This is a genomic window from Streptomyces sp. NPDC048290, from assembly GCF_040652095.1.
GTDB lineage: Bacteria > Actinomycetota > Actinomycetes > Streptomycetales > Streptomycetaceae > Streptomyces.
The window spans coordinates 1-26,771 of sequence record NZ_JBEZLM010000047.1 but is presented as its reverse complement, the minus strand read 5'-3'; the positions used below and the strand labels follow the sequence as shown (position 1 = coordinate 26,771).

22 protein-coding genes are annotated in these 26,771 nt (G+C 71.7%); 7 read left to right on the top strand and 15 right to left on the bottom strand.

Features of this window, described 5'->3' with window-relative positions; translation table 11 throughout:
- Positions 1-90: 90 nt before the first annotated feature.
- Complete coding sequence (locus AB0D49_RS40840) at positions 91-822, bottom strand: Sir2 family NAD-dependent protein deacetylase (RefSeq protein ID WP_362769049.1); 732 nt, start codon at positions 820-822, stop codon at positions 91-93.
- 103 nt (positions 823-925) lie between these two features.
- On the opposite strand from AB0D49_RS40840, the gene AB0D49_RS40835 reads away from it, so the two are divergent.
- Positions 926-1,126: a type II toxin-antitoxin system VapB family antitoxin gene (locus AB0D49_RS40835; protein WP_362769046.1), complete on the top strand. Its 201-nt coding sequence runs from the start codon at positions 926-928 to the stop codon at positions 1,124-1,126.
- 5 nt (positions 1,127-1,131) lie between these two features.
- Here the strand turns inward: AB0D49_RS40835 and AB0D49_RS40830 are convergent, their stop codons facing one another.
- A complete protein-coding gene (locus AB0D49_RS40830) occupies positions 1,132-1,623 on the bottom strand; it encodes an NUDIX hydrolase (protein ID WP_362769043.1) in 492 nt (163 codons plus the stop codon).
- Between the two features lie 126 nt (positions 1,624-1,749).
- Here AB0D49_RS40830 and AB0D49_RS40825 point away from each other — a divergent pair, with 126 nt between their 5' ends.
- A complete protein-coding gene (locus AB0D49_RS40825) occupies positions 1,750-2,904 on the top strand; it encodes a glycerate kinase (RefSeq protein ID WP_362769041.1) in 1,155 nt (384 codons plus the stop codon).
- A gap of 251 nt (positions 2,905-3,155) precedes the next feature.
- On the opposite strand, the gene pssA is transcribed toward AB0D49_RS40825, so the two are convergent.
- The 9 genes from pssA to AB0D49_RS40780 form a co-directional block, all read right to left on the bottom strand.
- Positions 3,156-4,010, bottom strand: coding sequence for a CDP-diacylglycerol--serine O-phosphatidyltransferase (gene pssA, locus AB0D49_RS40820; protein ID WP_362769038.1), 855 nt, complete (start codon positions 4,008-4,010; stop codon positions 3,156-3,158).
- Positions 3,997-4,653 carry a phosphatidylserine decarboxylase gene (locus AB0D49_RS40815; RefSeq protein ID WP_362769036.1) on the bottom strand — a complete coding sequence of 219 codons (657 nt, stop codon included), beginning with the start codon at positions 4,651-4,653 and terminating at the stop codon, positions 3,997-3,999. The genes pssA and AB0D49_RS40815 overlap by 14 nt, the downstream gene beginning before the upstream one ends.
- Before the next feature lie 168 nt (positions 4,654-4,821).
- Positions 4,822-6,027 carry an acyl-CoA dehydrogenase family protein gene (locus tag AB0D49_RS40810; protein WP_362769033.1) on the bottom strand — a complete coding sequence of 402 codons (1,206 nt, stop codon included), beginning with the start codon at positions 6,025-6,027 and terminating at the stop codon, positions 4,822-4,824.
- Positions 6,028-6,534: a MaoC family dehydratase gene (locus AB0D49_RS40805; RefSeq protein ID WP_362769030.1), complete on the bottom strand. Its 507-nt coding sequence runs from the start codon at positions 6,532-6,534 to the stop codon at positions 6,028-6,030.
- Positions 6,535-6,540: 6 nt separating this feature from the next.
- Positions 6,541-7,506 carry a CoA ester lyase gene (locus AB0D49_RS40800; protein WP_362769027.1) on the bottom strand — a complete coding sequence of 322 codons (966 nt, stop codon included), beginning with the start codon at positions 7,504-7,506 and terminating at the stop codon, positions 6,541-6,543.
- On the bottom strand, positions 7,503-9,575 hold the full coding sequence (locus AB0D49_RS40795) for a protein meaA (protein ID WP_362769025.1): 2,073 nt from the start codon (positions 9,573-9,575) through the stop codon (positions 7,503-7,505). Before AB0D49_RS40795 ends, AB0D49_RS40800 begins: the two co-directional genes overlap by 4 nt.
- Positions 9,576-9,585: 10 nt before the next feature.
- Positions 9,586-10,929, bottom strand: coding sequence for a crotonyl-CoA carboxylase/reductase (ccrA, locus tag AB0D49_RS40790; RefSeq protein WP_362769022.1), 1,344 nt, complete (start codon positions 10,927-10,929; stop codon positions 9,586-9,588).
- A 422-nt stretch (positions 10,930-11,351) separates the two neighbouring features.
- On the bottom strand, positions 11,352-12,164 hold the full coding sequence (locus AB0D49_RS40785; protein ID WP_362769052.1) for a TetR family transcriptional regulator: 813 nt from the start codon (positions 12,162-12,164) through the stop codon (positions 11,352-11,354).
- Positions 12,165-12,688: 524 nt separating this feature from the next.
- A complete protein-coding gene (locus AB0D49_RS40780; protein WP_362769019.1) occupies positions 12,689-14,506 on the bottom strand; it encodes a 3-hydroxybutyryl-CoA dehydrogenase in 1,818 nt (605 codons plus the stop codon).
- A 645-nt stretch (positions 14,507-15,151) separates the two neighbouring features.
- Between AB0D49_RS40780 and AB0D49_RS40775 the strand changes: the two genes are divergently transcribed.
- Positions 15,152-15,742, top strand: coding sequence for an adenylosuccinate lyase (locus tag AB0D49_RS40775; RefSeq protein WP_362769016.1), 591 nt, complete (start codon positions 15,152-15,154; stop codon positions 15,740-15,742).
- Positions 15,743-15,936: 194 nt separating this feature from the next.
- Here AB0D49_RS40775 and AB0D49_RS40770 read toward each other — a convergent pair whose 3' ends face one another.
- The 4 genes from AB0D49_RS40770 to AB0D49_RS40755 form a co-directional block, all read right to left on the bottom strand.
- Entirely contained in the window at positions 15,937-16,470 is a 534-nt protein-coding gene (locus tag AB0D49_RS40770; RefSeq protein ID WP_362769013.1) for a GNAT family N-acetyltransferase, read from the bottom strand.
- Positions 16,467-16,868 (bottom strand): RidA family protein, encoded by a 402-nt coding sequence (locus AB0D49_RS40765; protein WP_362769011.1) that lies wholly within the window; start codon positions 16,866-16,868, stop codon positions 16,467-16,469. The genes AB0D49_RS40770 and AB0D49_RS40765 overlap by 4 nt, the downstream gene beginning before the upstream one ends.
- Before the next feature lie 48 nt (positions 16,869-16,916).
- The gene (locus tag AB0D49_RS40760; protein WP_362769008.1) at positions 16,917-18,497 is read right to left on the bottom strand and encodes an alpha/beta hydrolase; all 1,581 of its coding nucleotides are present in this window, start codon (positions 18,495-18,497) and stop codon (positions 16,917-16,919) included.
- Positions 18,498-18,792: 295 nt separating this feature from the next.
- Positions 18,793-19,839 carry an Rv2578c family radical SAM protein gene (locus AB0D49_RS40755; protein ID WP_362769005.1) on the bottom strand — a complete coding sequence of 349 codons (1,047 nt, stop codon included), beginning with the start codon at positions 19,837-19,839 and terminating at the stop codon, positions 18,793-18,795.
- 202 nt (positions 19,840-20,041) lie between these two features.
- On the opposite strand from AB0D49_RS40755, the gene AB0D49_RS40750 reads away from it, so the two are divergent.
- The 4 genes from AB0D49_RS40750 to AB0D49_RS40735 all read left to right on the top strand — a co-directional run bounded on the left by AB0D49_RS40750 (position 20,042) and on the right by AB0D49_RS40735 (position 26,738).
- Complete coding sequence (locus AB0D49_RS40750; RefSeq protein WP_362769002.1) at positions 20,042-20,485, top strand: SRPBCC family protein; 444 nt, start codon at positions 20,042-20,044, stop codon at positions 20,483-20,485.
- A gap of 247 nt (positions 20,486-20,732) precedes the next feature.
- Positions 20,733-23,147 (top strand): MFS transporter, encoded by a 2,415-nt coding sequence (locus AB0D49_RS40745; protein ID WP_362768999.1) that lies wholly within the window; start codon positions 20,733-20,735, stop codon positions 23,145-23,147.
- A gap of 193 nt (positions 23,148-23,340) precedes the next feature.
- Positions 23,341-25,857 carry a SpoIIE family protein phosphatase gene (locus AB0D49_RS40740; RefSeq protein WP_362768997.1) on the top strand — a complete coding sequence of 839 codons (2,517 nt, stop codon included), beginning with the start codon at positions 23,341-23,343 and terminating at the stop codon, positions 25,855-25,857.
- A 155-nt stretch (positions 25,858-26,012) separates the two neighbouring features.
- The gene (locus AB0D49_RS40735; protein ID WP_362768994.1) at positions 26,013-26,738 is read left to right on the top strand and encodes a class I SAM-dependent methyltransferase; all 726 of its coding nucleotides are present in this window, start codon (positions 26,013-26,015) and stop codon (positions 26,736-26,738) included.
- The last annotated feature ends 33 nt before the right edge of the window (positions 26,739-26,771 follow it).

Sequence of the window (26,771 nt, the reverse complement as noted above, 5' to 3'; positions counted from 1 at the left end):
AGTAGCTCCGCTACGAGGGCTTCCGCCCGGCACACCGAGAGCACGCACCGAACGCCGCTCCTTCTCCCACGGAGATCCATCAGACACCCCCTAGCTCCCCTCGGCGAGCGCCCCGAGCAGCCGCGGCAAGGCCGTCCCGATCGGCTCCCGTACGACGTCGTCGGCGCGGTCGTCGTACGGGGTCGGCTCGGCGTTGACGATGACCAGCCGGGCCCCGTGGTCGGCGGCGAGCCCCGCGAGCCCGGCGGCGGGCTGGACCTGGAGGCTGCTGCCGACGGCGAAGAACACCTGGCACGCCTTGGTGACGGCCACCGCCTCCGCCAGCACCCCGGGATCGAGCCGCTCCCCGAACATCACCGTCGTGGACTTCAGGATGCCCCCGCACTCCCGGCACGGCGGGTCCTCCTCCCCGGCCGCCACCCGGGCGAGCGCCTCCGCCATCGACCCGCGCGCACCACACCCCGTGCACACCACGCTCCGGGCACTGCCGTGCAGCTCCAGCACCTTGCGGGCGGGCATCCCGGCGAGCTGGTGCAGCCCGTCGACGTTCTGCGTGATCACCCGCACCGGCACCCCGGACCGCTCCAGCGCGGCCACGGCCCGGTGCGCGTCATTGGGCTCGGCGCTCAGCGCCCGCCCCTCCCGCCGCATCCGCCAGGCCCGCCGCCGGATCTCCGGATCCCCCATGTAGTACGAGTACGTCACCAACTTCTCGGCCTCAGGATCACGCCGCCACACCCCATTGGGCCCCCGGTAGTCGGGGATTCCGGAGTCGGTACTGATACCGGCCCCGCTGAGCAGGGCGACGAGGGGCTTGGTCATGGGGTCGAGGGTAGGGCGGGGGGATCGGGCGGGCGAACAGATATCCCCGCCCGATCTCCCCGAGACCGGGGTATCCCGCCGACCCGGGTGTTAGCGTCCGTCCATGGCCAAGGTCACCGTCGAACTCGATGCCGAACTCGTCGTGGAAGTCATGGTCCTGGCGGGTGTCGGCAACCCCCAGGACGCCGTGGAACTCGTCGTCCGGGACTACATCCAGCGCGGTCACCGTACGGAGGCCCGCACCGCCACCCGGGACGAGGCGCTGCGGACCATCGACATCAAGCCACGCCTCCAAGAGGGCTGAGGCGGTCAGGCGATCCGCTCGCCGTTCTCCAGCTCCACCGTGCCCGAGCCGTCGGCCAGGACGTCCAGCGCGGCCCGGACCCGGGGTCCCAGCGGGCCCAGCAGGTAGGGGTCCAGTTCGGCGGGCGGCACCAGCCGCCAGGACACCAGCTCCTCCTCCTGGAGCCGGATCGCCTTGAGGTCCGTCTCGCTCAGCACCCCGCCGTCGTACAGATACGCCACCAGCGGCGGCCAGCCCGCCCGGTACACCCAGTCCACGGCGAGCAGCCGGCCCAGTGGACGGTCGAGGCCGATCTCCTCCAGCGTCTCGCGGTGGGCGCCCTGCCGGGGCGTCTCGCCGTCGTCCGACTCGATGGTGCCGCCGGGCAGCGCCCAGCCGTCCCGGTAGTTCGGCTCGACCAGCAGCACCCGCCCCTCCGCGTCCCGGAAGAGCGCGGCGGCACCGGCGAGGACACGCGGCAGCCCGGCGATGTACGTGGCGAAATCAGGAGTGGTCACCCGGCAAGGGTAGCCAGCCCCCGCCGCCCGCCGGGGGGCATGACGGCGGGGCCGCGCTCCGGTTAAGGTCGCAGCGGCGCGACTGCCTTGATCCGCTCAAGGCCCGAAGAGCGAGGGGAGAGCAACGTGGCAGACGCTGCTGGCGTGCGCGGTACCCGGCGGGTACTGGTCGCCGCCGACAAGTTCAAGGGGTCGCTGACGGCGGTCGAGGTCGCCGAGCGGGTGGCCGCCGGACTGCGCCGGGTCGTCCCGGACCTCACCGTGGAGTCCCTCCCGGTGGCCGACGGCGGCGACGGCACGGTGGCCGCCGCCCTCGCCGCCGGTTTCGTACGGCACGAGGTACGGGTCGCCGGGCCGCTCGGCGCTCCGGTGACCGCGGCGTTCGCGCTGCGCGAGGGCACCGCCGTGGTCGAGATGGCGGAGGCCAGCGGACTCCAGCGCCTCCCCGACGGCGTCTTCGCCCCGCTGCGCGCCTCGACCTACGGAACCGGCGAAATTTTGCAGGCCGCGCTGGACGCGGGCGCCCGGACCGTCGTCCTCGGCGTCGGCGGCAGCGCCACGACGGACGGCGGCGCGGGCATGCTCACCGCACTCGGCGCCCGCTTCCTGGACAGCGACGGCCACCCGGTCCCCCCGGGCGGCGGCGCCCTCACCACGCTGGCGACCGCCGACCTCACCGCCCTCGACCCCCGCCTCACCCATATCGACCTCGTCCTCGCCAGCGACGTCGACAACCCCCTGACCGGCCCCAAGGGCGCCCCGGCGGTGTACGGCCCCCAGAAGGGCGCCTCCCCGGACGACGTGGCCCGGCTGGACGCGGCGCTCACCCACTACGCCGAGGTACTGACAGAGACCGCGGGACCGAAGGCGGCCGGGTTCGCCGTCTCCCCGGGCGCGGGCGCGGCGGGCGGTCTCGGGTACGGCGCCCTGATCGCCGGTGCCCGCTTCCGCCCCGGTATCGAGGTCATGCTCGACGTCCTGGGCTTCGCCCCCGCCCTGGCCCGCGCCGATCTCGTCATCACCGGCGAGGGCTCGCTCGACGAGCAGACCCTGCACGGCAAGGCCCCGGCCGGGGTGGCGGCTGCGGCCCGCGCGGCGAGCAAGGACGTCGTAGCGGTCTGCGGACGCCTGGCCCTCCCCCCGAAGACCCTGGGCCGCGCGGGCATCCGCCGCGCCTACCCCCTCACCGCCGAGGAACCCGACATCACCCGCTGCATCACGGAAGCGGGCCCCCTCCTGGAACGCGTGGCCCAGAAGATCGCCCACGACTACCTGACCTGACTCCAGGAACACCCCCCCCAGGGACACCCCCCCAGGGGCGCGGGGAACCGCGCACCCAGCCCCCACCAACCCGCCCCATGACACCCACGGCCGAGGAACCCCCTCAGGGGCGCGAGGAACCGCGCACCCAGCCCCCACCAACCCGCACTCACTCACTCACCCACCCACAGACCAGCCCCGCCAGCCCCGATTCCGCACACAAAAAGGCCCCGGACCAGCAACCTCGCCAGTCCGGGGCACCCAGCGGAGCGCTACGGCAACTGCGCCGCCCGAGACTCCCGCCGATTGTCACGGAAGTTGTTCACCCGCCGAGCCGTGGCGAACAGCGGAATCACCGCGCCCATCACCAGCTGAAGCGCGCACCCGGTCTGGAGCAGCAGCTGCCCGCTGGGCGCGTCGAAGGCCCACGCCGCGAGCAACCCCATGCTGACCACGATCCACGACAGCATCGCGACGGCGAGCCGCCCGCGCGGCTTGGGGTACTCGACCCGGCTCACCATCAGCCAGGCCGTCCCGAGGATCGCCAGCAGCGTCGCCACGAAGGGCAGCTCAAGCAGCACGATGGAGACCACCGTCAGCGCCCCGAAGGGGCTGGGCATACCCTGGAACATGCCGTTGGGCGGGGTCACACAGGAGAACCGGGCCAGCCTGAGGACCACGGCGAGCAGCACCACGATCGCTCCGACCGCGGCCACTCTCTGGTGCGCGTCGTCCGCGACCATGCCGTAGACCAGCACGAAGTACGCCGGGGCCAGTCCGAAGCTGATCAGGTCGGAGAGGTTGTCCAGCTCGGCGCCCATGGGGGAGGAGCGCAGCTTGCGCGCGACCAGGCCGTCGAACAGGTCGAAGACCGCCGCGCAGAGCATCAGGATCACCGCCGTGGCCGCGCTGTGGCGGGCCATGCCGGTCTCCTGGCTGCCGGTGAGGTGCGGGATCAGGATGCCGGTGGTGGTGAAGTACACCGCCATGAAGCCGCACGTGGCGTTGCCGAGGGTGAGGGTGTCCGCTATCGACAGGCGGAGCGAGAGCGGCATCTCCTCGTCTTCGTCGGGTTCCTCGGCCTCGGGCACCCAGCCCGCCTGGGTCTCCGGGTCAATCACGGTCAATGCGAGTCACCCCAGCCACGGTCTTCTGACCGACCTCGACCGCGACCTCCACGCCCTCCGGCAGATAGAGGTCGACACGTGAGCCGAAGCGGATCAGTCCGATCCGGTCGCCCTGCTCGACCTTGGTGCCCTCGGGCACGTACGGCACGATACGCCGGGCGACGGCGCCGGCGATCTGGATCATCTCGATGTCGCCCAGCTCGGTGTCGAAGTGCCACACCACCCGCTCGTTGTTCTCGCTCTCCTTGTTGAAGGCGGGAACGAAGCCACCGGGGATGTGCTCGACCGAGGTGACCGTGCCGGACAGCGGGGCGCGGTTGACATGAACATTGAGTGGGCTCATGAAGATCGCGACCCGGGTCCGGCCGTCCTTCCACGGCATGATGCTCTGCACCACACCGTCGGCGGGGGAGATGACCGTGCCGGTGGCGATCTCACGCTCGGGGTCGCGGAAGAACCACAGCATCCCCGCCGCGAGGGCGGTGGCGGGGACGGCGACGGCCTTGGCGGCGCCCGAGCGGCGGGCGCGCAGCAGGCTGACGGCTGCGGTGGCGACGGTAGGGAGAAGCCACGGCGAGGCTCCGCGCGCGAGGCGTACGCCGGCCAGGCTGTCTCGGTGTGCAGAGGTTTGGCTGTGGGGCATGGATGACCTTCGTAGCGGGTGATGCCGCACTGGACGGGGGACGGCGGCTGTCCGGCGATCGTAGCGGTTCATGGCCACAACTGGGTAAGCCAGGAAGCCGAGTCGGCGGCCGGACACCGCCTACGGGGTGTGATCTTCTTCTCGAACAAAACACCCTGTCTCCGGCATTCAGCCCTGGAACCGATACTCTTCGAGCAGCCTGCGCCCGATGATCATTTTCTGGATCTCGGCGGTGCCCTCCCCGATGAGCAGCATCGGGGCCTCCCGGTAGAGGCGCTCGATCTCGTACTCCTTGGAGAAGCCGTACCCGCCGTGGATACGGAAGGCGTCCTCCACGACCTCCTTGCAGTACTCGGAGGCGAGGTACTTCGCCATCCCCGCTTCAAGGTCGTTTCGTTCGCCGGAATCCTTTTTGCGTGCCGCGTTCACCATCATCGCATGGGCCGCCTCCACCTTGGTGGCCATCTCCGCCAGCTTGAACTGGATGGCCTGGTGCTGGGCGATCGGCCTGCCGAACGTATGGCGCTGCTGGGCGTAGCTCACACCCAGCTCGAAGGCACGCTGGGCGACCCCGCAGCCACGGGCCGCGACATTGACCCGGCCCACCTCCACACCGTCCATCATTTGGTAAAAACCCCGGCCAGTGGTGCCGCCGAGCACGCGATCGGCCGGAATGCGCAGTCCGTCCATGATCAGCTCGGTGGTGTCGACGCCCTTGTAGCCCATCTTGTCGATCTTGCCGGGGATGGTGAGTCCGGGGCGGACCTCGCCGAAGCCGGGCTCCTTCTCCACCAGGAACGTCGTCATCGACCGATGCGGCGCGGTGCCCTCCGGGTACCCCTCGTCGGTCCGTACCAGCACCGCCACCAGCGACGACGTACCGCCGTTGGTGAGCCACATCTTCTGGCCGGTCAGGGTGTACGCGTCGCCGTCGCGCACCGCCTTGGAGGTGATCGCCGAGACATCCGAGCCGAGAGCCGGCTCCGACATCGAGAACGCGCCCCGCACGTCCCCGGCCGCCATCCTCGGCAGGAAGTGCGCCTTCTGCTCCTCCGTGCCGTGCTGCTTGAGCATGTACGCCACGATGAAGTGCGTGTTGATGATCCCGGAGACCGACATCCAGCCCCGGGCGATCTCCTCCACACACAGCGCGTACGTCAGCAGGGACTCGCCCAGACCGCCGTACTCCTCCGGGATCATCAGGCCGAACAGGCCGAGTTCCCTGAGGCCGTCCACGATCTGCTGGGGGTACTCGTCGCGGTGCTCCAGCTCGGTGGCGACCGGGATGATCTCCTTGTCGACGAAGTCACGGACCGTCGCGAGGATCTCCCGCTGGATGTCGGTGAGACCGGCGGTCTGGGCGAGGCGGCTCATTCAGCTCTCCTGAAGCTCCGGGCGGCCGGGCTGTTCTCCGCCGCGCTCCTTGATGTACGTCTCGGTGGGGACCATGACCTTGCGGCGGAAGACGCAGACCAGGGTGCCGTCCTGCTTGTAGCCCTTGGTCTCGACGTGCACGATCCCGCGGTCGTTCTTCGACTTCGACGGCCACTTGTCGAGGACCGTGGTCTGGCCGTACAGCGTGTCGCCGTGGAACGTCGGTGCCACATGGCGCAGCGACTCGATCTCCAGGTTGGCGATGGCCTTGCCGGACACGTCCGGCACGCTCATGCCCAGCAGCAGCGAGTAGATGTAGTTGCCGACGACGACGTTCCTGCCGAAGTCGGTGGTCTGCTCCGCGTAGTGGCTGTCCAGGTGGAGCGGGTGGTGGTTCATGGTGAGGAGGCAGAAGAGGTGGTCGTCGTACTCGGTGACCGTCTTGCCCGGCCAGTGCTTGTAGACCGCGCCGACCTCGAACTCCTCGTAGGTGCGTCCGAACTGCATCTGTGCTCAGTCCTCCGGGATCTCGAACGTCGATGTGCGGGACATCCCCGCCGCCCGGCCCTTGCCCGCGACGACCAGCGCCATCTTCCGGCTGGCCTCGTCGATCATCTCGTCGCCGAGCATCGCCGAGCCCTTCTTGCCGCCCGCCTCGGACGTGTAGTACGCGTACGCGTCCAGGATCAGCTCGGCGTGGTCGTAGTCGGCCTGGGACGGCGAGAAGATCTCGTTGGACGCCTCCACCTGGCCCGGGTGCAGCACCCACTTGCCGTCGAAGCCCAGTGCCGCGGCCCGGCCGGCGACCTCGCGGTAGCCGTCGACGTTGCGGATCTGGAGGTAGGGGCCGTCGATCGCCTGGAGGTCGTTGGCGCGGGCCGCCATCAGGATCTTCATCAGGATGTAGTGATAGGCGTCCGCCGGATAGCCGGGCGGCTGCTCGCCCACCACCAGCGACTTCATGTTGATGGACGCCATGAAGTCGGCCGGGCCGAAGATGATGGTCTCCACCCGCGGGCTGGCCTCGGCGATCGCGTTGACGTTGTTCAGCCCCCGCGCGTTCTCGATCTGCGCCTCGATGCCGATCCGGCCGACCTCGAAGCCCATGGTCTTCTCGATCTGGGTGAGCAGCAGGTCGAGGGCCACGATCTGCTGGGCGTCCTGCACCTTCGGCAGCATGATGCAGTCCAGGTTCGGGCCCGCGCCCTCCACCACGGTCACCACATCGCGGTACGTCCACTCCGTCGTCCAGTCGTTGACCCGCACCACACGGGTCTTGCCCGTCCAGTCGCCCTCGTTGAGGAACTTGACGATGGTGTGCCGTGCCTCCGGCTTGGCGAGCGGCGCGCAGGCGTCCTCCAGGTCCAGGAACACCTGGTCCGCGGGCAGCCCCTGGGCCTTCTCCAGGAAGCGCGGGTTGCTGCCCGGGACCGCGAGGCAGGAACGCCGCGGACGCAGTCGGTTCACGGGCGTTGTCATGCGGGGACCTCCAGGGGGTCGAGCTGGTTCGCTGTGCGGATCTCGTCGACGATACGGCCGATGATCCCGGTGATGTCGAAGTCCTTCGGGGTGAAGACGGCGGCCACTCCGGCGGCCCTGAGCTGCTCGGCGTCCGCGTTCGGGATGATCCCGCCGGCGATCACCGGGATGTCCCCGGCGCCCGCCTCGCGCAGCCGCACCAGCACGTCCGGGACCAGTTGGGCGTGCGAGCCGGACAGGATGGACAGGCCCACCGCGTGCACGTCCTCGGCGATGGCGGCGTCCACGATCTGCGCCGGGGTGAGCCGGATGCCCTGGTACACCACCTCGAAACCGGCGTCCCGGGCCCGTACCGCGATCTGCTCGGCCCCGTTGGAGTGCCCGTCCAGGCCCGGCTTGCCGACCAGGAAGCGCAGCTTGCCCGCGTTCAGCTCGCGGGCCGTGCGCTCCACCTTCAGGCGGACCCCGGCCAGTGCGCTGCCCTCCTCCACCGGCACCGCGATCGGCGCGGACGACACCCCGGTCGGGGCGCGGAACTCGCCGAACACCTCGCGCAGGGCGCCCGCCCACTCACCGGTCGTGACGCCCGCCCGGACGCACTCCAGGGTCGCGTCCATCAGGTTCTCCGCGCCCGCGGCGGCCTCCTTGAGCCGCTCCAGGGTCTGCGCCACCGTCGGGAAGTGGAACGGGTCGCCCTCGCCCTGCCGGTCCGAGGACTCCTGACGGGTGGTCCGCCACTCCTCGATGGCCCGTATCGCGCGCGCCTCCACCTGCGGGTCCACCGTCATGATCGCGGTGTCCAGATCGGCGGTCAGCGGGTTCGGCTCGGTGGTCTCGAAGATATTGACCCCGACGATCTTCTCCTGGCCCGACTCGATCCGCCCGCGCCGCTCGGCGTGCGAGGAGACCAGTTGCGCCTTGAGATAGCCCGACTCGACGGCGGCCATCGCGCCGCCCATCTCCTCGATGCGGTCCATCTCCGCCAGTGACTCCTTCACCAGCGAGGTGACCTTCTCCTCGATGACGTAGGAGCCGGCGAAGATGTCCTCGTACTCCAGCAGGTCGCTCTCATGGGCCAGCACCTGCTGGATGCGCAGGCTCCACTGCTGGTCCCAGGGGCGGGGCAGGCCCAGTGCCTCGTTCCAGGCGGGCAGTTGCACGGCCCGCGCGCGGGCGTCCTTGGAGAGGGTGACCGCCAGCATCTCCAGCACGATCCGCTGGACGTTGTTCTCCGGCTGCGCCTCGGTCAGCCCCAGCGAGTTGACCTGGACGCCGTAGCGGAACCGGCGCTGCTTGGGGTTCTCGATGCCGTAGCGCTCCCGGGTGACTGTGTCCCAGATGCGGGAGAAGGCCCGCATCTTGCACATCTCCTCGATGAACCGGACGCCCGCGTTCACGAAGAACGAGATCCGCGCCACCACATCGCCCTTGCGGTCCTCGGCGATCTGCCCCGACGCGAACACCGCGTCCAGCACCGCGATCGCCGTCGACATCGCGTACGCGATCTCCTGGACCGGGGTCGCCCCCGCCTCCTGGAGGTGGTAGCTACAGATGTTGATGGGGTTCCACTTGGGGATGTTGTTGACCGTGTAGCAGATCATGTCCGTGGTCAGCCGCAGCGACGGGACCGGCGGGAACACATGGGTGCCCCGGGACAGGTACTCCTTGACGATGTCGTTCTGGGTGGTGCCCTGGAGGCGGGTGATGTCGACGCCCTGCTCCTCCGCGACCACCTGGTACAGCGCCAGCAGCCACATCGCGGTGGCGTTGATGGTCATGGAGGTGTTCATCTGCTCCAGCGGGATGTCCTGGAACAGCCGGCGCATGTCACCGAGGTGCGCGACCGGCACGCCGACCCGGCCGACCTCGCCCCGCGCCAGGATGTGGTCGCAGTCGTAGCCGGTCTGGGTCGGCAGGTCGAACGCCACCGAAAGACCGGTCTGCCCCTTGGCGAGATTGCGCCGGTACAGCTCGTTGGACGCCTCCGCCGTGGAGTGGCCGGCGTAGGTGCGCATGAGCCATGGCCGGTCCTTCTCCGGGCGCTCGGGGCCCGGCTGACGCTCCGTCATCCGCGGTCCCTCACACGTTCCGGAAGCGGTTGATGGCGTCGATGTGCCGGGCGCGCTTCTCCGTGTCCCGCACCCCGAGACCTTCCTCCGGCGCCAGGCACAGCACGCCCACCTTGCCCTGGTGGAGATTGCGGTGGACGTCGTAGGCGGCCTGGCCGGTCTCCTCCAGGGCGTACACCTTGGAGAGCGTGGGGTGGATCTTGCCCTTGGCGACCAGCCGGTTGGCCTCCCACGCCTCGCGGTAGTTGGCGAAGTGCGAGCCGATGATCCGCTTCAGCGACATCCACAGATAGCGGTTGTCGTACTCGTGCTGGAAGCCGGAGGTGGAGGCGCAGGTGACGATGGTGCCGCCCTTGCGGGTCACATAGACCGAGGCGCCGAAGGTCTCCCGGCCGGGGTGCTCGAAGACGATGTCGACGTCCTCGCCGCCGGTCAGCTCGCGGATGCGCTTGCCGAACCGCTTCCACTCGCGCGGGTCCTGCTCGTGCTCGTCCTTCCAGAACCGGTAGCCCTCGGCGTTGCGGTCGATGATCGCCTCGGCGCCCATGGCCCGGCAGATCGCCGCCTTCTGCTCGCTGGAGACCACACAGATCGGGTTGGCGCCGCCGGCCAGCGCGAACTGGGTGGCGTAGGAGCCGAGGCCGCCGCTGGCGCCCCAGATCAGCACGTTGTCGCCCTGCTTCATCCCGGCCCCGTTGCGGGAGACGAGCTGCCGGTAGGCGGTGGAGTTGACCAGGCCGGGCGCGGCGGCCTCCTCCCAGCTCAGATGGTCCGGCTTGGGCATCAGCTGGTTGGACTTGACGAGCGCGATCTCGGCGAGGCCGCCGAAGTTGGTCTCGAAGCCCCAGATCCGCTGCTCCGGGTCGAGCATGGTGTCGTTGTGCCCGTCGGACGACTCCAGCTCCACGGAGAGACAGTGCGCGACGACCTCGTCGCCGGGCCGCCAGGCGTTGACCCCGGGTCCGGTGCGCAGCACCACACCCGCGAGGTCGGAGCCGATGACGTGGTACGGCAGGTCGTGCCGCTTGGTCAGCTCGCTGAGGCGGCCGTAGCGCTCCAGGAAGCCGAAGGTGGACAGCGGCTCGAAGATCGAGGTCCACACGGAGTTGTAGTTGACCGAGGAGGCCATCACGGCCACCAGGGCCTCGCCGGGGCCCAGTTCGGGCACCGGGACGTCGTCCAGGTGGATCGACTTGCGCGGGTCCTTGTCCCGCGTCTCCAGACCCGCGAACAGCTCCGTCTCGTCCTTGTGCACGGTGATCGCGCGGTACGACTCGGGGAGCGGCAGTGCGGCGAAGTCGGCGGCGCTGGCGTCGGCCGACTGGATCGCGTCCAGGATGTCCTTCACGGTCACGGTGTTGCCTCCGGCGAATGGCGCCCTGAGGGAGGGGCGCTGAGGGGACGTCGGTGGTGCTGCTGAGGGTGAGGGGGGTGCGCCGCCGTTCCGGCGGGCGGTGGTGGTGCTGTTCGGCAGCGCTTTGTGGCGCGGGAGGGTGCCTGTGACGCAGGCGTCCGACGGGGCGAGGGGTGTACTCACCGGGACGGGCCGGACCTCTTCAACGTATGACACCCCGTGTCAGCTGACAAGGCACTGAGTGCCAAGAATCGCGCTCAGGTGAAATCTTTACGTAACAAGTGAGCGATGATCGATCAGATGGGGGGTGGGTGAAGGCCGGAGAGCGGGGAAAAGGGGTGGGAAACGGGACAGGGGCCGCGGTCCGATGACCGCGGCCCCTGTGTGGCCCTTTGCCCCCCCGTCGGGGCGGACCGTGCTCGCTACGACCGTTCCTTCAGCGCCTCTTCGATGGTGCGCATCACCTCGTCCAGCGGGGCGTCCGTACGGGCCACCGTGACCAGGACCTCACCGTGCGCCGAGGCCGCCGAGGAGGCCGGCTTCGCGGGGGTGGCGCGGCCCGCCATGATGCCGGAGCCGAACGTCTTGCGGACGATCGCGAAGGCGTGGTCGAGCTGTGCCTCCACATCGCCCTGTCCACCGGCCCGCAGCCAGCGCCGCAGGACGTGGTTGTGGGCGGTGACCACGGCGGAGGCGGCGACCTCGGCGAGCAGCGGATCGTCGTTGGCGTCGTCGTCGTGCGCGTGCTCGTCGAAGTGGCCGAGGAGATAGCGGGTGAAGAGGCGTTCGTAACGGGCCACCGAGGCGATCTCGGCCTCGCGCAGGGTGGGCACCTCACGTGTCAGCTTGTAGCGGGCGACCGAGATCTCCGGGCGGGCCGCGTACATCTTCATGACTTCCTTGATGCCCCGGCACACCGTGTCGAGCGGATGCTCGTGCGCCGGGGCCGCGTTGAGGACCGCCTCGGCGCGGATCAGGGTGTCGTCGTGGTCGGGGAAGATCGCCTCTTCCTTGGAGCGGAAGTGGCGGAAGAAGGTGCGGCGGGCGACCCCGGCCTGGGCCGCGATCTCGTCGACGGTGGTCGCCTCGTACCCCTTGGTGGCGAACAGCTCCATCGCCGCCGCCGCCAGTTCCCGGCGCATTTTCAGCCGCTGGCTGGCCGCACGGCTGCCCGCCGCACTCTCCGGTGCGTCGGGCGTGGCGGGTGTACGTGAGGACTTGGCGGGCTGGGACATGACCTGAACGTACTGCATGTGCGCAGCTTGATGCGCGTGCCGGGGGTCTCCCCGGCCTCGCGCGGGCGCGGGCGCGGCGGGCGGTACGGGCGGCCGGGCGGCGGCCGGGTCGAGCAGCCCGCCCCACTCGGCCCCCGCGCCGAACCAGGCGTCGATCCGGTCCTGGAGGCGTTCCGGGCGGGGGTGGGGGGTGGCGGGCGGTGCGGCGGGAGTGGGGGTGTCGTCGGCAGGGCTGCCGGGGGTGGCGCTCGGGGGGTGGGGCGTCTCGGGGCCGGTGCCTGTGGGGCTGCGTGTTGCTGGGGCAGTGGTCCTGGGCTCAGTGGTCCTGGGCTCGGGGGCCCCGGGCTTCCCGGTCCTGGGGGACTCGTGTCCGGGGCCGGCGGTGCCGGGCCCGGTGCCCGTGAGTGGCCCGGGGGCGGGTGTGGGGGAACCCGCCCCCGGGGGCCCGGTCGCCCCGGGATCGCGCGCCCCGCCGGTCGCGTCCCCTCCGGGGCCGTGGGCGGGGGCGGACGTCGGGCGCATGGTCAGCGGCGGGCGTACTCGCGGAAGCCGCGGCCCGTCTTGCGGCCGAGGCAGCCCGCCGCCACCAGATGCTCCAGCAGCGGGGCCGGGGCGAGGCCCGGCTCGCGGAACTCGCGGTGCAGCACCTTCTCGATGGCCAGCGAGACATCCAGGCCGACCACGTCCAGCAGCTCGAACGGGCCCATCGGGTAGCCGCCGCCCAGCTTCATCGCCGCGTCGATGTCGTCCAGCGAGGCGTAGTGGTCCTGGACCATCTTGATCGCGTTGTTGAGATACGGGAACAGCAGCGCGTTCACGATGAAACCGGCCCGGTCGCCGCAGTCCACGGGGTGCTTGCGCAGCGTCCCGCACACCTCCCGGACGGTCGCGTGGACCTCGTCGGAGGTCAGCACCGTACGGACCACCTCGACCAGCTTCATCGCCGGGGCCGGGTTGAAGAAGTGCATACCGATGACGTCCTGCGGCCGGGAGGTGGCACGGGCGCAGGCGACGACCGGGAGCGAGGAGGTGGTCGTGGCCAGCACCGCGCCCGGCTTGCACACCTTGTCCAGCGTCGCGAACAGCTGCCGCTTGACCTCCAGGTCCTCGGCGACCGCCTCCACCGCCAGATCGACGTCCACGAAGGCGTCGTAGGACCCGGCCGGGGTGATCCGGTCCAGGGTCTTCGCCGCGGCCTCGGAGGTCATCCGGCCCTTGTCGACCGAGCGGGCCAGGGACCTCCCGATCCGGGCGCGGGCCGCCTCCGCCTTGTCGGCGGTGCGGGCGGCCAGGACGACGTCGTAGCCCGCCTTCGCGAACACCTCGGCGATGCCGGACGCCATGGTGCCCGACCCGGCCACGCCGACCGTGCGCACATCGCGCCCCACCGCCCCGACGCCCCCGGCGGCCGGGGTCAGCGCGTCCGGCACCACGGTGGCGCCGCCCGGGGCGTCGTACGTGTAGAAGCCGCGGCCCGCCTTGCGGCCGGTCAGGCCCGCCTCGCTGAGCTGCTTGAGGATCGGCGCGGGCGCGTGCAGCCGGTCGCGGGACTCGGCGTACATCGCGTCCAGGACCGTCCGCGCGGTGTCCACCCCGATCAGGTCCAGCAGCGCCAGCGGACCCATGGGCAGCCCGCAGCCCAGCCGCATCGCCGCGTCGATGTCCTCCCGGGACGCGTACTTGGCCTCGTACATCGCCGCGGCCTGGTTGAGATAGCCGAACAGCAGCCCGTCCGCGACGAATCCCGGCCGGTCCCCGACCGCCACCGGCTCCTTGCCCAGGTCCAGGGCGAGCCGGGTGACCGCGTCCACCGCGGCCGGCGCGGTGAGCACCGAGGAGACCACCTCGACCAGCTTCATCGCCTGCGCCGGGTTGAAGAAGTGCACCCCGAGCACCCGCTCGGGCCGCGCCGACTCCGCCGCGAGCCGGGTCACCGACAGCGCGTTGGTGCCGGTCGCGAGGATCGTGTCGGCCCGCACGATCGTGTCCAGCTCGGCGAAGATGCCCTGCTTGATCTCGTACGACTCCGGCGCCACCTCGATGACCAGGTCGGCGTCGGCCGCCGCCCGCAGATCGGTGCCGGTGGTCAGCCGGGCCAGCGCCTCGGAGCGCTGCTCCTCGGTGAGCCGGCCGCGTGCCACGGCACGGGCGGTGGACGCCTCCAGGGCGGCGCCGCAGCGGACTGCCTGGGCCTCGCTGACGTCGATGCCGATCACGGTCCGCCCGGCGCGGACGAGGACCTCGGCGATACCGGTGCCCATCGTGCCGAGACCGACGACGGCGACGGTCGGCAGAGCGGGGGCGGGGGTGGCGGGGGTGGAGGGGGACAGGGGAGTGGCCATCGCGGACTCTCCAGAGATGAGGGTGAGGTGACGACTGGGAACGCGCGTCGCTGAGCGCGCGCGGAGCACGGTGCGTGGGGCACGGGTGCGGTGGAGCACGGTGCGGTGGAGCACCGGTGCGCGGGGCACGGGTGCGTGCGGTGCGGGTACGTGAAGTGCGGCTGCCTGAAGTGCGGCTGCGTGTGGTGCGGCTGCGTGCAGTGCGGCTGCGTGTGGTGCGGGTGAGGTGTCGGGCGACGGAGCGCACACGCCCGGTTCCGTCACGCCGGACACACAGATGTCCGGGGAACGGTGAGACCGACCGGCCCTGTCCCGTGGCCGGATCGTCGAAGCTCGCCGCGGCTGCGTCACCAGGCCGTCACGAGCGGGGATGCGGGGGGTGGCCCGCTCCTCTGAGATTAACCGGCGAGTAACGAGCGCGCCAGTCCCTGGGAATGTGGCCTACGCCTCGACGCCGTCGCGTTGTGGCGCTGTGGCGCTGCGTCCCTGTGCCTATGGGTCGCTCGGTGTCGCTCGGTGTCGCTCGGTGTCCCTTGGCTCCCGTGTCCCCGTGCCCACCACCGGAGTTGATGTCACGGCGCCGGGTATGTCACTGGTGTTCCCTACCGACCGGAGTGATGCGGCCTCATGGAAGAAGTGGAACAGGTGGATCACGCGGAACCCGCCGAGCCGTCGGTCCTGGCGCGGCTGCGCCAGGAGTCGGGCCCCTCGGCCCTCTACGAACGGCTCGCGGCGACCCACGACCCCGATGAACTCGCGGAGCTGCTGACCGCCCCGGGACAGCCGCTGTGGGCCCGCGAACTGGTCGCCTACCGGCTGGGCCTGGCCGGTGACCGCCGGGCCTTCGAAGCGCTCGTCCTGCTGCTCAACCATCGCGACCCGGCGCGCTGCGCCTCCGCCGCCGAGGCCCTGTCCCGGCTCGGCGATCCGCGTACGGCCCGCGCGGCAGCCGCCCTCGCCACCAATGAACTGCGGGTCGCCTACGCCCTGCACCCCGTACGGCTGCTCACCGCGCTGCGGGCGCCCGAGTCCGTCCCCGCGCTGGTCACCACGCTCCAGCGGCGGCTGGGTCCGCACGATCCGTACCGCCGGGTGGCGCTGGCCTGTGTGGAGGGGCTGGCCGCGCTCGGTGATCCACGGGCGCGGCCGGTGCTTCAGCGGGCTCTGGCGCACCCGGCGCTCGCGGAGGCGGCGATGGTGGCGTTGGCGAGGATTCCGGAGCAGCGGGGCGCGTAGCCGCGGGCTGTGGGGGCCGGGGTGCGTGTGCCGGGCTGGTGTTTCGTTTCCGGGTGCGGGTTGTGGTCGTTTTTCGCGCAGTTCCTCCCCCAGAGGGGGTACCCCCAGCGCCCCTGGGAGACCTGGGCTGGTGATTCGATGCGGGTGCGGGTTGTGGTCGCTTTTCGCGCAGTTCCCCGCGCCCCCAAAAGGCCTCAGTCCCGCAGGGTTCTCGTGTAGCGCAGTTCTGGGACCTGCGAGCCCGCTACCTCGTACGGCTCGCGTGTGCCGTCTGGCGTGAAGCCCGCGCGTTCGTAGAAGTGGCGGGCTCGGGTGTTGCCCTCGACCACCCAGAGCAGCATCCGGGGGTGGCCGGTGGCCACGCAGCGGCGCAGGGACTCCCGCAGGAGTGCCTGTCCGACGCCCTCGCCCTGCCGGGTCGGGTCCACATACAGCGTGTACAGCTCCGCGTCGGCGGACGGCGTGCCCGTGTCCGCGCGGTACGGGCCGTGGCAGGCCCAGCCGAGCACCTCGCCGTCGCGCTCGGCCACCAGGTCGACCACGGTGGCCGGGGGGCCGGTGAGGCGGGCGCGCTGCCGCTCGGCGTCCTCGGTGGCGCTCAGACCGTCGAGATAGGGCTGCGGCATCAGACCCCGGTACGCCGAGCGCCAGCCCTCGGTGCGGATCTCGGCGACCCGGTCGCAGTCCTCGTACCGCATCTCCCGGACCCGGGTGGCGGTCGCTGTCATCGGTCGGTCACCACCGCGAGGGCCTCGATCTCCATCAGGAACTCGGGGCGGACCAGTGCGGCCACCTGGAGGGCGGAGGCCGCCGGGAGCCGGTCGTCGGGGATGTGCGCGGCGCGGGCCGCGCGGATGGCCGGCATGTGGGCCATGTCCGTGACGAAGTAGGTGAGTTTGAGGACGTCGTCGAAGTCCGCGCCCGCCGCCGTCAGACACCGGCTGAGGTTCTCGAAGACCTGGCGGGCCTGGGCGGCCGGGTCGCCCTCGCCGACCAGTTCCCCCCGCTCGTCCAGCGGGAGCTGCCCGGAGACGGCCACGAGACGGCCGGTGGCCGCCACCACGTGCGTGTACTGGGCGGCGGGGGCGACCCCGGCCGGGGCGGGAATCCTCGTCAGCTCACTCATGGGTCCATCATGGATCACGGGTCTGACAACGCCCCGCCCCGGGCGGTGTCAGCCCCGGAACCCCAGCAGTCGGTGCAGCGCCGCCCCGTCGGCGGAGCCGTCCGCCGCCCTGGCCGTGCGCGGCGCGGGCTCGGGCGACGCCGGGCACACGGCGTCGGCGCCGTCGGAGCCGTCCGTGCCGTCTTCGCGGCGCGGGACCGTGCCGTCGGTGAGGTAGGCCGCCAGATGCCGGTCCAGGCAGCTGTTGCCGCTGAGCGAGACACCGTGGTTGCCGCCGCCCTCCTCGACGACCAGGCGGGAGCCGCCCAGCAGCCGGTGCAGGCGTACGCCGCCCGCGTACGGGGTGGCGGCGTCGCCGGTCGCCTGGAACAGCAGCACCGGGGGCAGCTTGTCGTTGGCCACGTCCAGCGGGCGCAGCGGCTCCACGGGCCAGAACGCGCACGGCGCGTTGTACCAGGCGTTGTTCCAGGTCATGAAGGGCGCCCCGGCGTACGTCCGCCAGTTGTCCTCGCGCCAGCTGCCCCAGTCGCGCGGCCAGTGGGCGTCCCGGCACTGCACCGCGGCGTACACGCTGTAGCCGTTGTCCCCGGCGGCGTCCACGGCGGCGAAGTCCTCGTACGCGTCGACCAGCGGGCCGGGGTCCCGGTCGTTGACGTACGCGGCGAACGCCTCGGCGAGGTGGGGCCAGTAGCCGTTGTAGTAGCCGCCCGGCAGGAAGGTGTCCTCCAGCTCCGCGGCGCCGACCTTCTTCTCGGCGGGGTGTGCGGCGAGGGCGGCGCGCATCTCGTACCACGCCGCCGTGACCCGCGCGGGGTCGGTGCCCAGCCGGTAGGTGCTGTCGTGGCGGGCGATCCACGCCATGAGGGCGCGGTGGCGGATGTCGAACGCCTGGTCCTGGGCGAGGTTGTCGGCGTACCAGACGCCGGTGGGGTCGACGATCGAGTCCAGCACGGCCCGGCGCACCCGCTCGGGGCGGAGCCTCGCGTAGACGGCGCCCAGGTAGGTGCCGTAGGAGTAGCCGAAGTAGCTGATCCGGTCGGCGCCCAGGGCGGCCCGGATCCGGTCCATGTCCCGGGCGGCGCTGAGGGTGTCGAGGTGCGGCAGCAGGGACGCGTGCTTGCGCGCGCAGGCGTCGGCGAAGGACTTGGCCCGGGTGAGTCCGGCCTGTTCGGCGGCGGGAGTGGCGGGCAGCGAGTCCGGGCGGACCGGGGCGAAGTGGCCGGGGGAGCAGTCCAGGGCGGGGCGGCTGCGGCCCACCCCGCGCGGGTCGAAGCCGATGACGTCGTACTGGGCGGCGACCTCCCTGGGCAGGGTGGAGGCGACGTGTCCGGCGAGGCTGAGGCCGCTGCCGCCGGGGCCGCCGGGGTTGACCAGCAGCGGTCCCTGGAAGGTCTTCGCGGTGTGCGGGACGCGGGACAGGGCCAGCGTGATCTGCTCGCCGTCCGGGTCGCCGTGGTCGAGCGGCACCTCCAGCGCGGCGCACTGGAGCGCGGGGTAGGCGGTGGTGCCGCACTTCTGCCAGGTCAGGGGCGCGGGGGCGGAGGGGTCGGCGGTGGCGGGCGGGGCCGTGACCGTACCGGCGAGGACGACGGCCGCGGCGCCGCAGAGCACGGCTGCGCGACTTCTCATGGGGCCTCCCGGAGGCGGGGAATCGGACCGCGCGTGTCACGGTCCCGCGCGGCATCGTCCCGGACGAGCCATCCGAAAGAACCTGTTTACTTACTAATTAACCCAATTGCCCCGCTGGATGCGTTCAGATGCGCTCTGATGCCCGCTGGATGCCCTCTGATGCCCTGCGGCGCCCTCAGGTGCGCGCCGAATGCCTCGCGGCGCCCTCCGGTGCGCGCCGATGTCTTCCGACACGCCGCGGTGTGCATGGTGGCCGCCCGGTGCGCGGTGGCGGCGGGTCGGGCGTGTCGCGGGCTCAGATCAGCGAGAGCTGGGTCGGGCCGGTCTCCGCCAGGGGGGCCGCCGGGGCCGGTTCCACGACGCGGCGGGGCATACCCGCGCGGGTCGGCCCGATCCCGTACTCCCGGGCCAGGTCGTGCACCTGACGGGTGATCCGGCGCTGGTACCACTTCGGCGCGTAGGCCCCGTCCGCGTAGAGCCGCTCGTAGCGGCGGACCAGGTGCGGGTGGTGGCGGGCCAGCCAGGCGGCGTACCACTCGCGGGCGCCCGGCCGCAGATGGAGCACCAGGGGCGTGACCGAGGTGGCCCCGGCGGCGGCGACCGCCCGCACGGTGGCCCGCAACTGGGCCGGATGGTCGCTCAGGAAGGGCAGCACCGGCGCCATCAGCACCCCGCAGCCGATGCCCCGGTCCGCCAGCGCCCGCACGACGTCCAGGCGCCGTTCCGGGGCCGGGGTGCCCGGCTCGACCGTGCGCCACAGCTCCGGGTCGGTGAAGCCGACGGATACGGATATGCCGACGTCGGTGACCTCGGCGGCCTGGGTGAGCAGGTCCAGGTCGCGCAGGATCAGCGTGCCCTTGGTCAGGATCGAGAAGGGATTGGCGTGGTCGCGCAGGGCGGACAGGATGCCCGGCATCAGCCGGTAGCGGCCCTCCGCGCGCTGGTAGCAGTCCACATTGGTGCCCATGGCGATGTGGTCGCCCTGCCAGCGGCGGGAGCCGAGCTGGCGGCGCAGCAGCTCCGGCGCGTTCACCTTGACCACGATCTGCGAGTCGAAGTCCAGGCCCGTGTCGAGGTCCAGATAACTGTGCGACTTGCGGGCGAAGCAGTACACGCAGGCGTGCGAGCAGCCCCGGTAGGGATTGACCGTCCATTCGAACGGCATCCGGGAGACCCCGGGCACCCGGTTGACGATCGAGCGGGCCCGCACCTCGTGGAAGGTGATGCCGCGGAACTCGGGCGTGTCGAAGGTGCGGGTGACCACGGCGTCCGCGCCGAACAGCGCGGCGTCCGCCGCCCGGCTGTGGCCGCCGGACTCGACGGTGAGGTTCTCCCAGCGCATGACGCCTCCTCGGTAGCACTGCGGCACAGAATAGAACATCTGTTCCCTTGATCGTGCGAACGCCACTTCCGGGTACGGCGTGTCACTCGACCGATCAGTTCCGTAACCGCCTCCGCACCCCGATTTGGGCGCCCGGCGACCGGGGTGGTTGGGTGGTCGCGTCCCGAGCAAGCCCCGAGTACGCATGTCCTGGAGGAAGCCGATGGCGCAGGTCGAGGCCACTACCGAGCGGGTCGTCGCAGCGGACCCGGAGACGGTGTTCGACACCCTCGCCGACTACACCGGAACGCGCGCGAAGCTGCTGCCCGAACAGTTCAGCGAGTACGAGGTGCGCGAGGGCGGCGACGGCGAGGGCAGCCTCGTCCACTGGAAGCTCCAGGCCACCAGCAAGCGGATCCGCGACTGTCTGCTGGAGGTCACCGAGCCCAGCGACGGCGAACTGGTCGAGAAGGACCGCAACTCGTCCATGGTCACCGTCTGGCGGGTCACCCCGGCCGGTGAGGGCGCGTCCCGGGTCGTGGTCACCAGCACCTGGACCGGCGCCGGGGGCATCGGCGGCTTCTTCGAGCGGACCTTCGCCCCCAAGGGCCTCGGCCGGATCTACGACGCGATCCTCGCCCGGCTCGCGGCCGAGGTCGAGAAGTAGCCGTCCCGGGACCGCGGGGCTCTTGGCTCACCGGCTTCAAGGGCCCCTGGCCGTAAGCGAGTTGACCCCTCCCGCGGCCTCCCGTGACGCGAAACACCGTGAGTCGATTCAAACCGAACATCGCTGATTCTCACCGGTTCGAGTGGATCGCCCCCTGATCTCCCGTCCTGTCGTAACTCGTAGCGCTTGCCGTGAGTTCTCGCTTCACGCGGGACATGTGCGGCAGGCGCGACGAGGGGAGCGTTACGTGGGCGGGATCACCTTGGTGCAGGACGGACCGGTGCGGGACGGAGCGTCCCCGGCACCTCCCGCGCCGCCCCCCTCCGCCCCGGCCGCCGAAGCCGCCCCCGGCGGACTCAGCCCGCGCCGGGTGCGACTGGTCTTCTTCGGGCTGATGCTCGCGCTGCTGCTCGCCGCGCTGGAGCAGATGATCGTCGCCACCGCGCTGCCGAAGATCGTCGGCGAACTCCACGGCCTGGACCGGATGTCCTGGGCGATCACCGCCTATCTGCTCACCTCCACCGTCGGCCTCCCGGTCTACGGCAAGCTCGGCGACCTCCTCGGCCGCAAGGGCGTCTTCCAGTTCGCGATCGTGGTGTTCGTCATCGGCTCCGCCCTCGCCGGACGCGCCCAGACCATGGACCAGTTGATCGCCTTCCGCGCGGTGCAGGGCGTCGGCGCGGGCGGCCTCATGATCGGCGTCCAGGCGATCATCGCGGACATCGTGCCGCCCCGGGAACGCGGCCGGTTCATGGGCCTGATCGGTGCCGCCTTCGGACTGGCCTCGGTCGCCGGACCGCTGCTCGGCGGCTACTTCACCGACCATCTCTCCTGGCGCTGGTGCTTCTACATCAACATCCCCTTCGGCCTGCTCACCATGGCCGTGGTCGCCGTCGTCCTCAAACTCCCCAAGCCCGCCGCCAAAGCCCGCTTCGACGTGCTCGGCACGCTGCTGCTGGCCGCCGCCTCCACCTGTCTGGTCCTGCTGACCAGTTGGGGCGGCACCGAGTACGCCTGGGGCTCGCGGACGATCGTGGCGCTCGCCGCCGGGGCCGTGGTCTCGGCGCTGCTCTTCCTGGCCGCCGAGCGGTTCGCCGCCGAACCCCTCATCCCCTTGCGGCTGTTCCGTGACTCCGTCTTCAACATCACCGGTCTGGTCGGCCTGGTGATCGGGGTCGCCCTGTTCGGCGCGGCCAGCTATCTGCCGACCTACCTCCAGATGGTCGACGGTGCCTCCGCCACCGAGTCGGGGCTGCTGATGCTGCCCATGATGGGCGGCATCGTCGGCGCGTCCATCGTCTCCGGACAGCTCATCAGCCACTCCGGCCGCTACAAGATCCACCCCATCCTGGGCGGCGCCCTCTCCGTCGTCGGCATGTATCTGCTCTCCCGGCTGGAGATCGGCACCCCGCGCTGGCAGTACAGCGTCTGGATGTTCGTGCTCGGCGCCGGGATCGGGATGGTGATGCCGGTCCTCGTGCTCGCCGTGCAGAACTCCGTGCGCGCCGCCGACCTCGGCACCGCGACCAGCGCCAACAACTACTTCCGGCAGATCGGCGGCAGCGTCGGCGCCGCCGTCTTCGGCACGCTCTTCGCGGACCGGCTCACCGACGCCCTGGCCGACCGGCTGCCCCGCGCGCCCGGCACCGCCCTGCCCGACGCCGAGTCGATCACCCCACAGGCCGTGCACGCGCTGCCGCCCGCCCTGCGCGACGCCTACATCCAGGCGTACGCCGACGCCATGCCGAGGATCTTCCTGTACCTGGTACCGGTCCTCGTCCTCGGTCTGCTCATCGCCTTCTTCCTCAAGGAGAAACCCCTGGTGTCCCACAACGCCCCCACGGCCGAGCCGCACATCACCGAGGTGACCGTCACCGTCCCCGCCGCCCGCGTCCCGCACAGCGCCGGGATTCCGGTCTGCGGCACGGTCCAGCATCCCGACGGCACCGTCGTGCCCCGCGCCGCGCTCACCCTCATCGACGTGGCCGGCAAGCAGGTCGGCCGGGGCGCCAGCGGCGAGGACGGGCGCTACGCCCTCGCCACCCCGGGCACCGGCGCCTATGTCCTGATCGCCGCCGCGGGCGGCCACCAGCCGCAGGCCGTCTCCGTCAGCGTCGGCGAACGCCCCGTCGAACTCGACGTGGTCCTCGGCGGCGCCGGGCGGCTCGCCGGTGCGGTGCTCACCGCCGACGGCAGCCCCGTACGGGACGCCACGGTCACCCTCACCAATGTGCACGGCGAAGTCGTCTCCAGCACCCGCAGCGGGCGCGAGGGCGGTTATGTCATCGCCGAACTGGTGGCGGGCGAGTACACCCTCGCCGCCAGCGCCCCCGCCTTCCGCCCGGCCGCCCTCCCGGTCACCGTCCAGGCGTCCCGCGAGACCCGCCAGGACATCGAACTCGCGGGCGGCGCCGTGCTGCGCGGCACGGTCCGGGCCGGTGGCGGACGACCCGTCGAGGACGCCCGGGTCACCCTGCTCGACGCCGCGGGGAATGTCGTCGACACCCTCACCACCGGTCCCGACGGCACCTTCCGCTTCGTCGACCTCTCCTCCGGCGAGTACACCGTCATCGCCGCCGGATACCCGCCGGTCGCCACCGTCCTCCAGGTCGCCGGAGGCGGACGCACCGAACGCGACCTGCAACTCGGCCACGAGGACTGACGGTTCCGACGGTTCACACCCCCCCCGCGCGCACCGCTCACCCGGGCGCCTCCACGCACGCCTGAGTGTGCCGGAGCGGTGCCGCGCGGACCGTCGCGGGGAATTCAGGTATTGGCACACATAGTGAGCGGGCGTCGCCGTACCGTGGTCGCGGGAACAGATCTTGCGCAGGCACGGGGAGAGAGGCTGGGCCATGAACCATGGCACCGACCGGGAAGTACCCGGCCGCGCCCCCGGACCGGACACACCAGGGGAGTGGTCCACCGCCGGACGCATCCCCCTCGCCGTCGTCGTGGTCGACGGCGGCGGACTGGTCTCCCACTGGAGCAGCGGCGCACGCCGGATCTTCCGGGTCGCCAAGGACGCCGCCATCGGGCGCCCGGTCACCGATCTGCTGCCCGTCTCCGGCGCCCTGCCCGACGACGCCGAGCGGCCCGCCCCCGGCGACCCGGTACGCGGCGGGTACGACGACCCCGGGCCCGATCTGGAGTCCTCGCTCGGCGGACGGCTGTCCTACCCGGCCGCCGGACGCGCCCGGCTCACCGTGCCCGGCAGCGGGCGTATCGACGTCCTGTGGTGGGCCTATCCGCTGGTCGGCCCCGGACCGCAGCGGCTGCTGGTGCTCGCCGCCGACGCCGCGGCACTGCGCCCACCTGGCGCCCCCGACCCCGGGGCCCCGCGCCGCCCGGACACCGTCGGCGCACGGACCCTGGAGCACATCGCCCCCGGCTTCGCCCTGCACACCGACTTCCCCGGCGCCGAGCGGCTCGCCCGTGAACTGCCCGACATCCTGCCCAGCATGAGCGTGCGGGACGCCGCCCGGATCGTCACCCAGATCCTCGAACTCGGCTATCCCGTGCTGGAGTTCAGCCGTCACGAACGGGTGCCGGTCACCCCCGACTGGGGTGTGCCCCGGCGCGCCGAGCGCCGGGCCCGCCGGGAGCGCGCCGACCGGGCCAGGGCGCACGGCCTGCCGGTCCCCGAGGACCTCGCCGACGAGGCCGAGGACCTGGAGTACGCGGCGGTCCGCGAGCGCCTGGAGTTCCTCAACGAGGTCAGCGGGAAGATCGGCACGTCACTGGATCTGTCCCGGACCATCGTCGAGGTCAGCCGGGCCGTCGTCCCCCGCTTCACCGATGTCGCCGGAACCTATCTGCGCGAACAGGTCGTCGCGGGCGAGGGGTTCGCGGCCGGAGTGCCGGACACCACGACCATGTGGCACCGGGTGGCCGTCGAGCACACCGACGAACCCGGCCGCTGGGACGATGTCGTCCCGGTCGGCGAGGCCATGCCGTTCCCCGCGCACACCCCGTTCTTCCAGTGCATGACCACCGGTGAACCCGTCCTCGTGCCCCGGATCGGCGAGGAGATGGGACACGCCATCGCCGCGCAGTTCGAGAAGCGGGACATCCGGCCGCTGATCACCCACCGCTCCATGCTGGTCGTCCCGCTGAAGGCGCGGGACGTGGTGCTCGGCTTCATGATCCTGCTGCGCCACCCGGAGCGCCCCGAGTTCAACGACATGGACCGGGTCACCGGCGCCGAACTCGCCGCCCGCGCGGGCCTCGTGCTGGACAACGCGCGCATGTACACCTTCCAGGAGGCCGTCGCCGACACCCTCCAGGACAACATGCTGCCGCACATCGCACCGCACCTGGCGGGCTGCGACATCGCCACCCGCTATCTGCCGGGCACCCTGCTCGGCCGGATCGGCGGCGACTGGTTCGACGCGGTGAAACTGCCCGGCGCCCGCACCGCGTTGGTCGTCGGTGACGTGATGGGCCACGGCCTCCACTCGGCCGCCATGATGGGCCAGCTGCGCACCGCCGTACAGACCATGGCCGCGCTGGACGTGCCGCCCGCGCGGCTGCTGCGCAATCTCGACGACCTCGCCCAGCGGCTCGGCGACACCTATCTCGCCACCTGCCTCTACGCGGTCTACGACCCGATCGCCGGGGAGCTGACGATCGCCAACGCCGGGCACATCCCACCGGTGCTGGTGCACGCCGCGGACGGGCGCAGCGCACTGCTCGATCTGCCGACCGGCGCCCCGATCGGCGTCGGCGGGGTGCCCTTCGAGACGGTACGGATCCCGGTGGAGCCCGGCGACCGGCTGGTGATGTGCACCGACGGGCTGGTGGAGATGCGCGGCGAGGACATCGGCGTCGGCCTGGCCACGCTGTGCGAGTCCGCCGCCCATCCGGCCGCCTCAATGGACGACGCCTGCGACACCATCATCCGCGCCCTCAACACCCGCGGTGGACGCAAGGACGACGTGGCGCTGCTGATGGCCCGGCTCGGCGGCATCGCCCCCGAGGACGTGGCCGAGTGGCGGTTCGCCGTGGACCCCTCGGAGGTGTGCCGGGCCCGCGCGGTGGTCCGTGAGCAACTGCACGAGTGGGAGCTGCCGCGCAAACTGACCGAGACCGCCGAGCTGCTGGTGAGCGAGCTGGTCACCAACGCCGTACGGCACTCCCGGCGCGGGCCGGTGGAGCTGCGGCTGGTGCGCGGCGAGACCCTGCTGTGCGAGGTGGACGACGACGACCACGAGCTGCCGACGCTGCTGAGCGCCGGGCCGCTGGACGACGAGGGGCGGGGGCTGCGGGTGGTGAGCACCCTGGCCCGGGAGTGGGGCGCGAGCCGGACCGGCGTCGGCAAGACGGTGTGGTGCGAACTGACCCTGCCCCGCCGCCGCCCCGCCCGCCACTGACCCACCGAGGGGCCCGGGACCGGAGGGTGTTCGCGGCAGGCGCCGTGAAGGCCGTGAAGGAATCGACCCACACCTTGTAGCCCGCCCCGTGGCGCGATATGACCGTACTCGACCGTTACTTACGGTGATATGGCGTCGCCGGTGGGGAGTTGGGCATGAGTGTGACCGCGCGGTACCGGGAGTCCTGGGAAGGGTTCTGGCAGGAGGCGCCGGACACACCCGGCGCGGTGTTCTGGGACGCGGAGCCGGTGCTGACCGCGGGGGCCCATCTGGCGCTGTTCGAGCCGCGGATCGTGGACCCGGGGCTGCCGATGGTCGACCTGGGCTGCGGCAACGGCACCCAGACCCGCTACCTCGCCGAACGCTTCCCCCGGGTGCTGGGCGCCGATCTGTCCGAGGCGGCGGTGGCCCGCGCCCAGGCCGCCGACCCCGCCGGACAGGCCGCCTACCGGGTGCTCGACGCCACCGACACCACCGCGACCCGGGCCCTGCACGCGGAGTTGGGCGACGCCAATGTCTATCTGCGCGGGGTCCTGCACCAGTGCGCGCCGGACGACCGGCAGGCCCTGGTCGACGGGATGGCGGCGCTGCTCGGCACCCGTGGCCGGGCGATCCTGGTGGAACTGGCGGAGGCCGCGGGGGCGGTGCTGAAGGGGCTCGCGCAGCGCCCGGAGGGACCGCCCGCCAAGCTCGCGCCCATCTTCCGGCACGGCATCGCGCCGGGCGAGGTGGCCGACGCGGCGGTGCCCGTCTACCTCGGTGCGGCCGGTCTCACGGTGCTCGCCAGCGGTGAACTCCCGCTGACCACCACGGAGTACACCCCCGACGGCGCCCGGCTCACCCTGCCCTCGCAATGGCTGGTCGTGGGCCGTACGTCCTGAGCCTGGGGCGGGCGGTCGGCAGCGAGGGCCGCC

What these genes read in the sequence shown, in the direction of transcription:
- AB0D49_RS40815 (WP_362769036.1), bottom strand. Translation starts at nt 4,653, where the DNA reads ATGCCCCACAGCCAAACCTCTGCACACCGAGACAGCCTGGCCGGCGTA.
- AB0D49_RS40785 (WP_362769052.1), bottom strand. Translation starts at nt 12,164, where the DNA reads ATGTCCCAGCCCGCCAAGTCCTCACGTACACCCGCCACGCCCGACGCA.
- AB0D49_RS40810 (WP_362769033.1), bottom strand. Translation starts at nt 6,027, where the DNA reads ATGAGCCGCCTCGCCCAGACCGCCGGTCTCACCGACATCCAGCGGGAG.
- AB0D49_RS40735 (WP_362768994.1), top strand. Translation starts at nt 26,013, where the DNA reads ATGAGTGTGACCGCGCGGTACCGGGAGTCCTGGGAAGGGTTCTGGCAG.
- AB0D49_RS40840 (WP_362769049.1), bottom strand. Translation starts at nt 822, where the DNA reads ATGACCAAGCCCCTCGTCGCCCTGCTCAGCGGGGCCGGTATCAGTACC.
- AB0D49_RS40770 (WP_362769013.1), bottom strand. Translation starts at nt 16,470, where the DNA reads ATGACAGCGACCGCCACCCGGGTCCGGGAGATGCGGTACGAGGACTGC.
- AB0D49_RS40835 (WP_362769046.1), top strand. Translation starts at nt 926, where the DNA reads ATGGCCAAGGTCACCGTCGAACTCGATGCCGAACTCGTCGTGGAAGTC.
- AB0D49_RS40750 (WP_362769002.1), top strand. Translation starts at nt 20,042, where the DNA reads ATGGCGCAGGTCGAGGCCACTACCGAGCGGGTCGTCGCAGCGGACCCG.
- AB0D49_RS40805 (WP_362769030.1), bottom strand. Translation starts at nt 6,534, where the DNA reads ATGCAGTTCGGACGCACCTACGAGGAGTTCGAGGTCGGCGCGGTCTAC.
- AB0D49_RS40780 (WP_362769019.1), bottom strand. Translation starts at nt 14,506, where the DNA reads ATGGCCACTCCCCTGTCCCCCTCCACCCCCGCCACCCCCGCCCCCGCT.
- AB0D49_RS40795 (WP_362769025.1), bottom strand. Translation starts at nt 9,575, where the DNA reads ATGACGGAGCGTCAGCCGGGCCCCGAGCGCCCGGAGAAGGACCGGCCA.
- AB0D49_RS40800 (WP_362769027.1), bottom strand. Translation starts at nt 7,506, where the DNA reads ATGACAACGCCCGTGAACCGACTGCGTCCGCGGCGTTCCTGCCTCGCG.
- AB0D49_RS40765 (WP_362769011.1), bottom strand. Translation starts at nt 16,868, where the DNA reads ATGAGTGAGCTGACGAGGATTCCCGCCCCGGCCGGGGTCGCCCCCGCC.
- AB0D49_RS40760 (WP_362769008.1), bottom strand. Translation starts at nt 18,497, where the DNA reads ATGAGAAGTCGCGCAGCCGTGCTCTGCGGCGCCGCGGCCGTCGTCCTC.
- AB0D49_RS40740 (WP_362768997.1), top strand. Translation starts at nt 23,341, where the DNA reads ATGAACCATGGCACCGACCGGGAAGTACCCGGCCGCGCCCCCGGACCG.
- AB0D49_RS40755 (WP_362769005.1), bottom strand. Translation starts at nt 19,839, where the DNA reads ATGCGCTGGGAGAACCTCACCGTCGAGTCCGGCGGCCACAGCCGGGCG.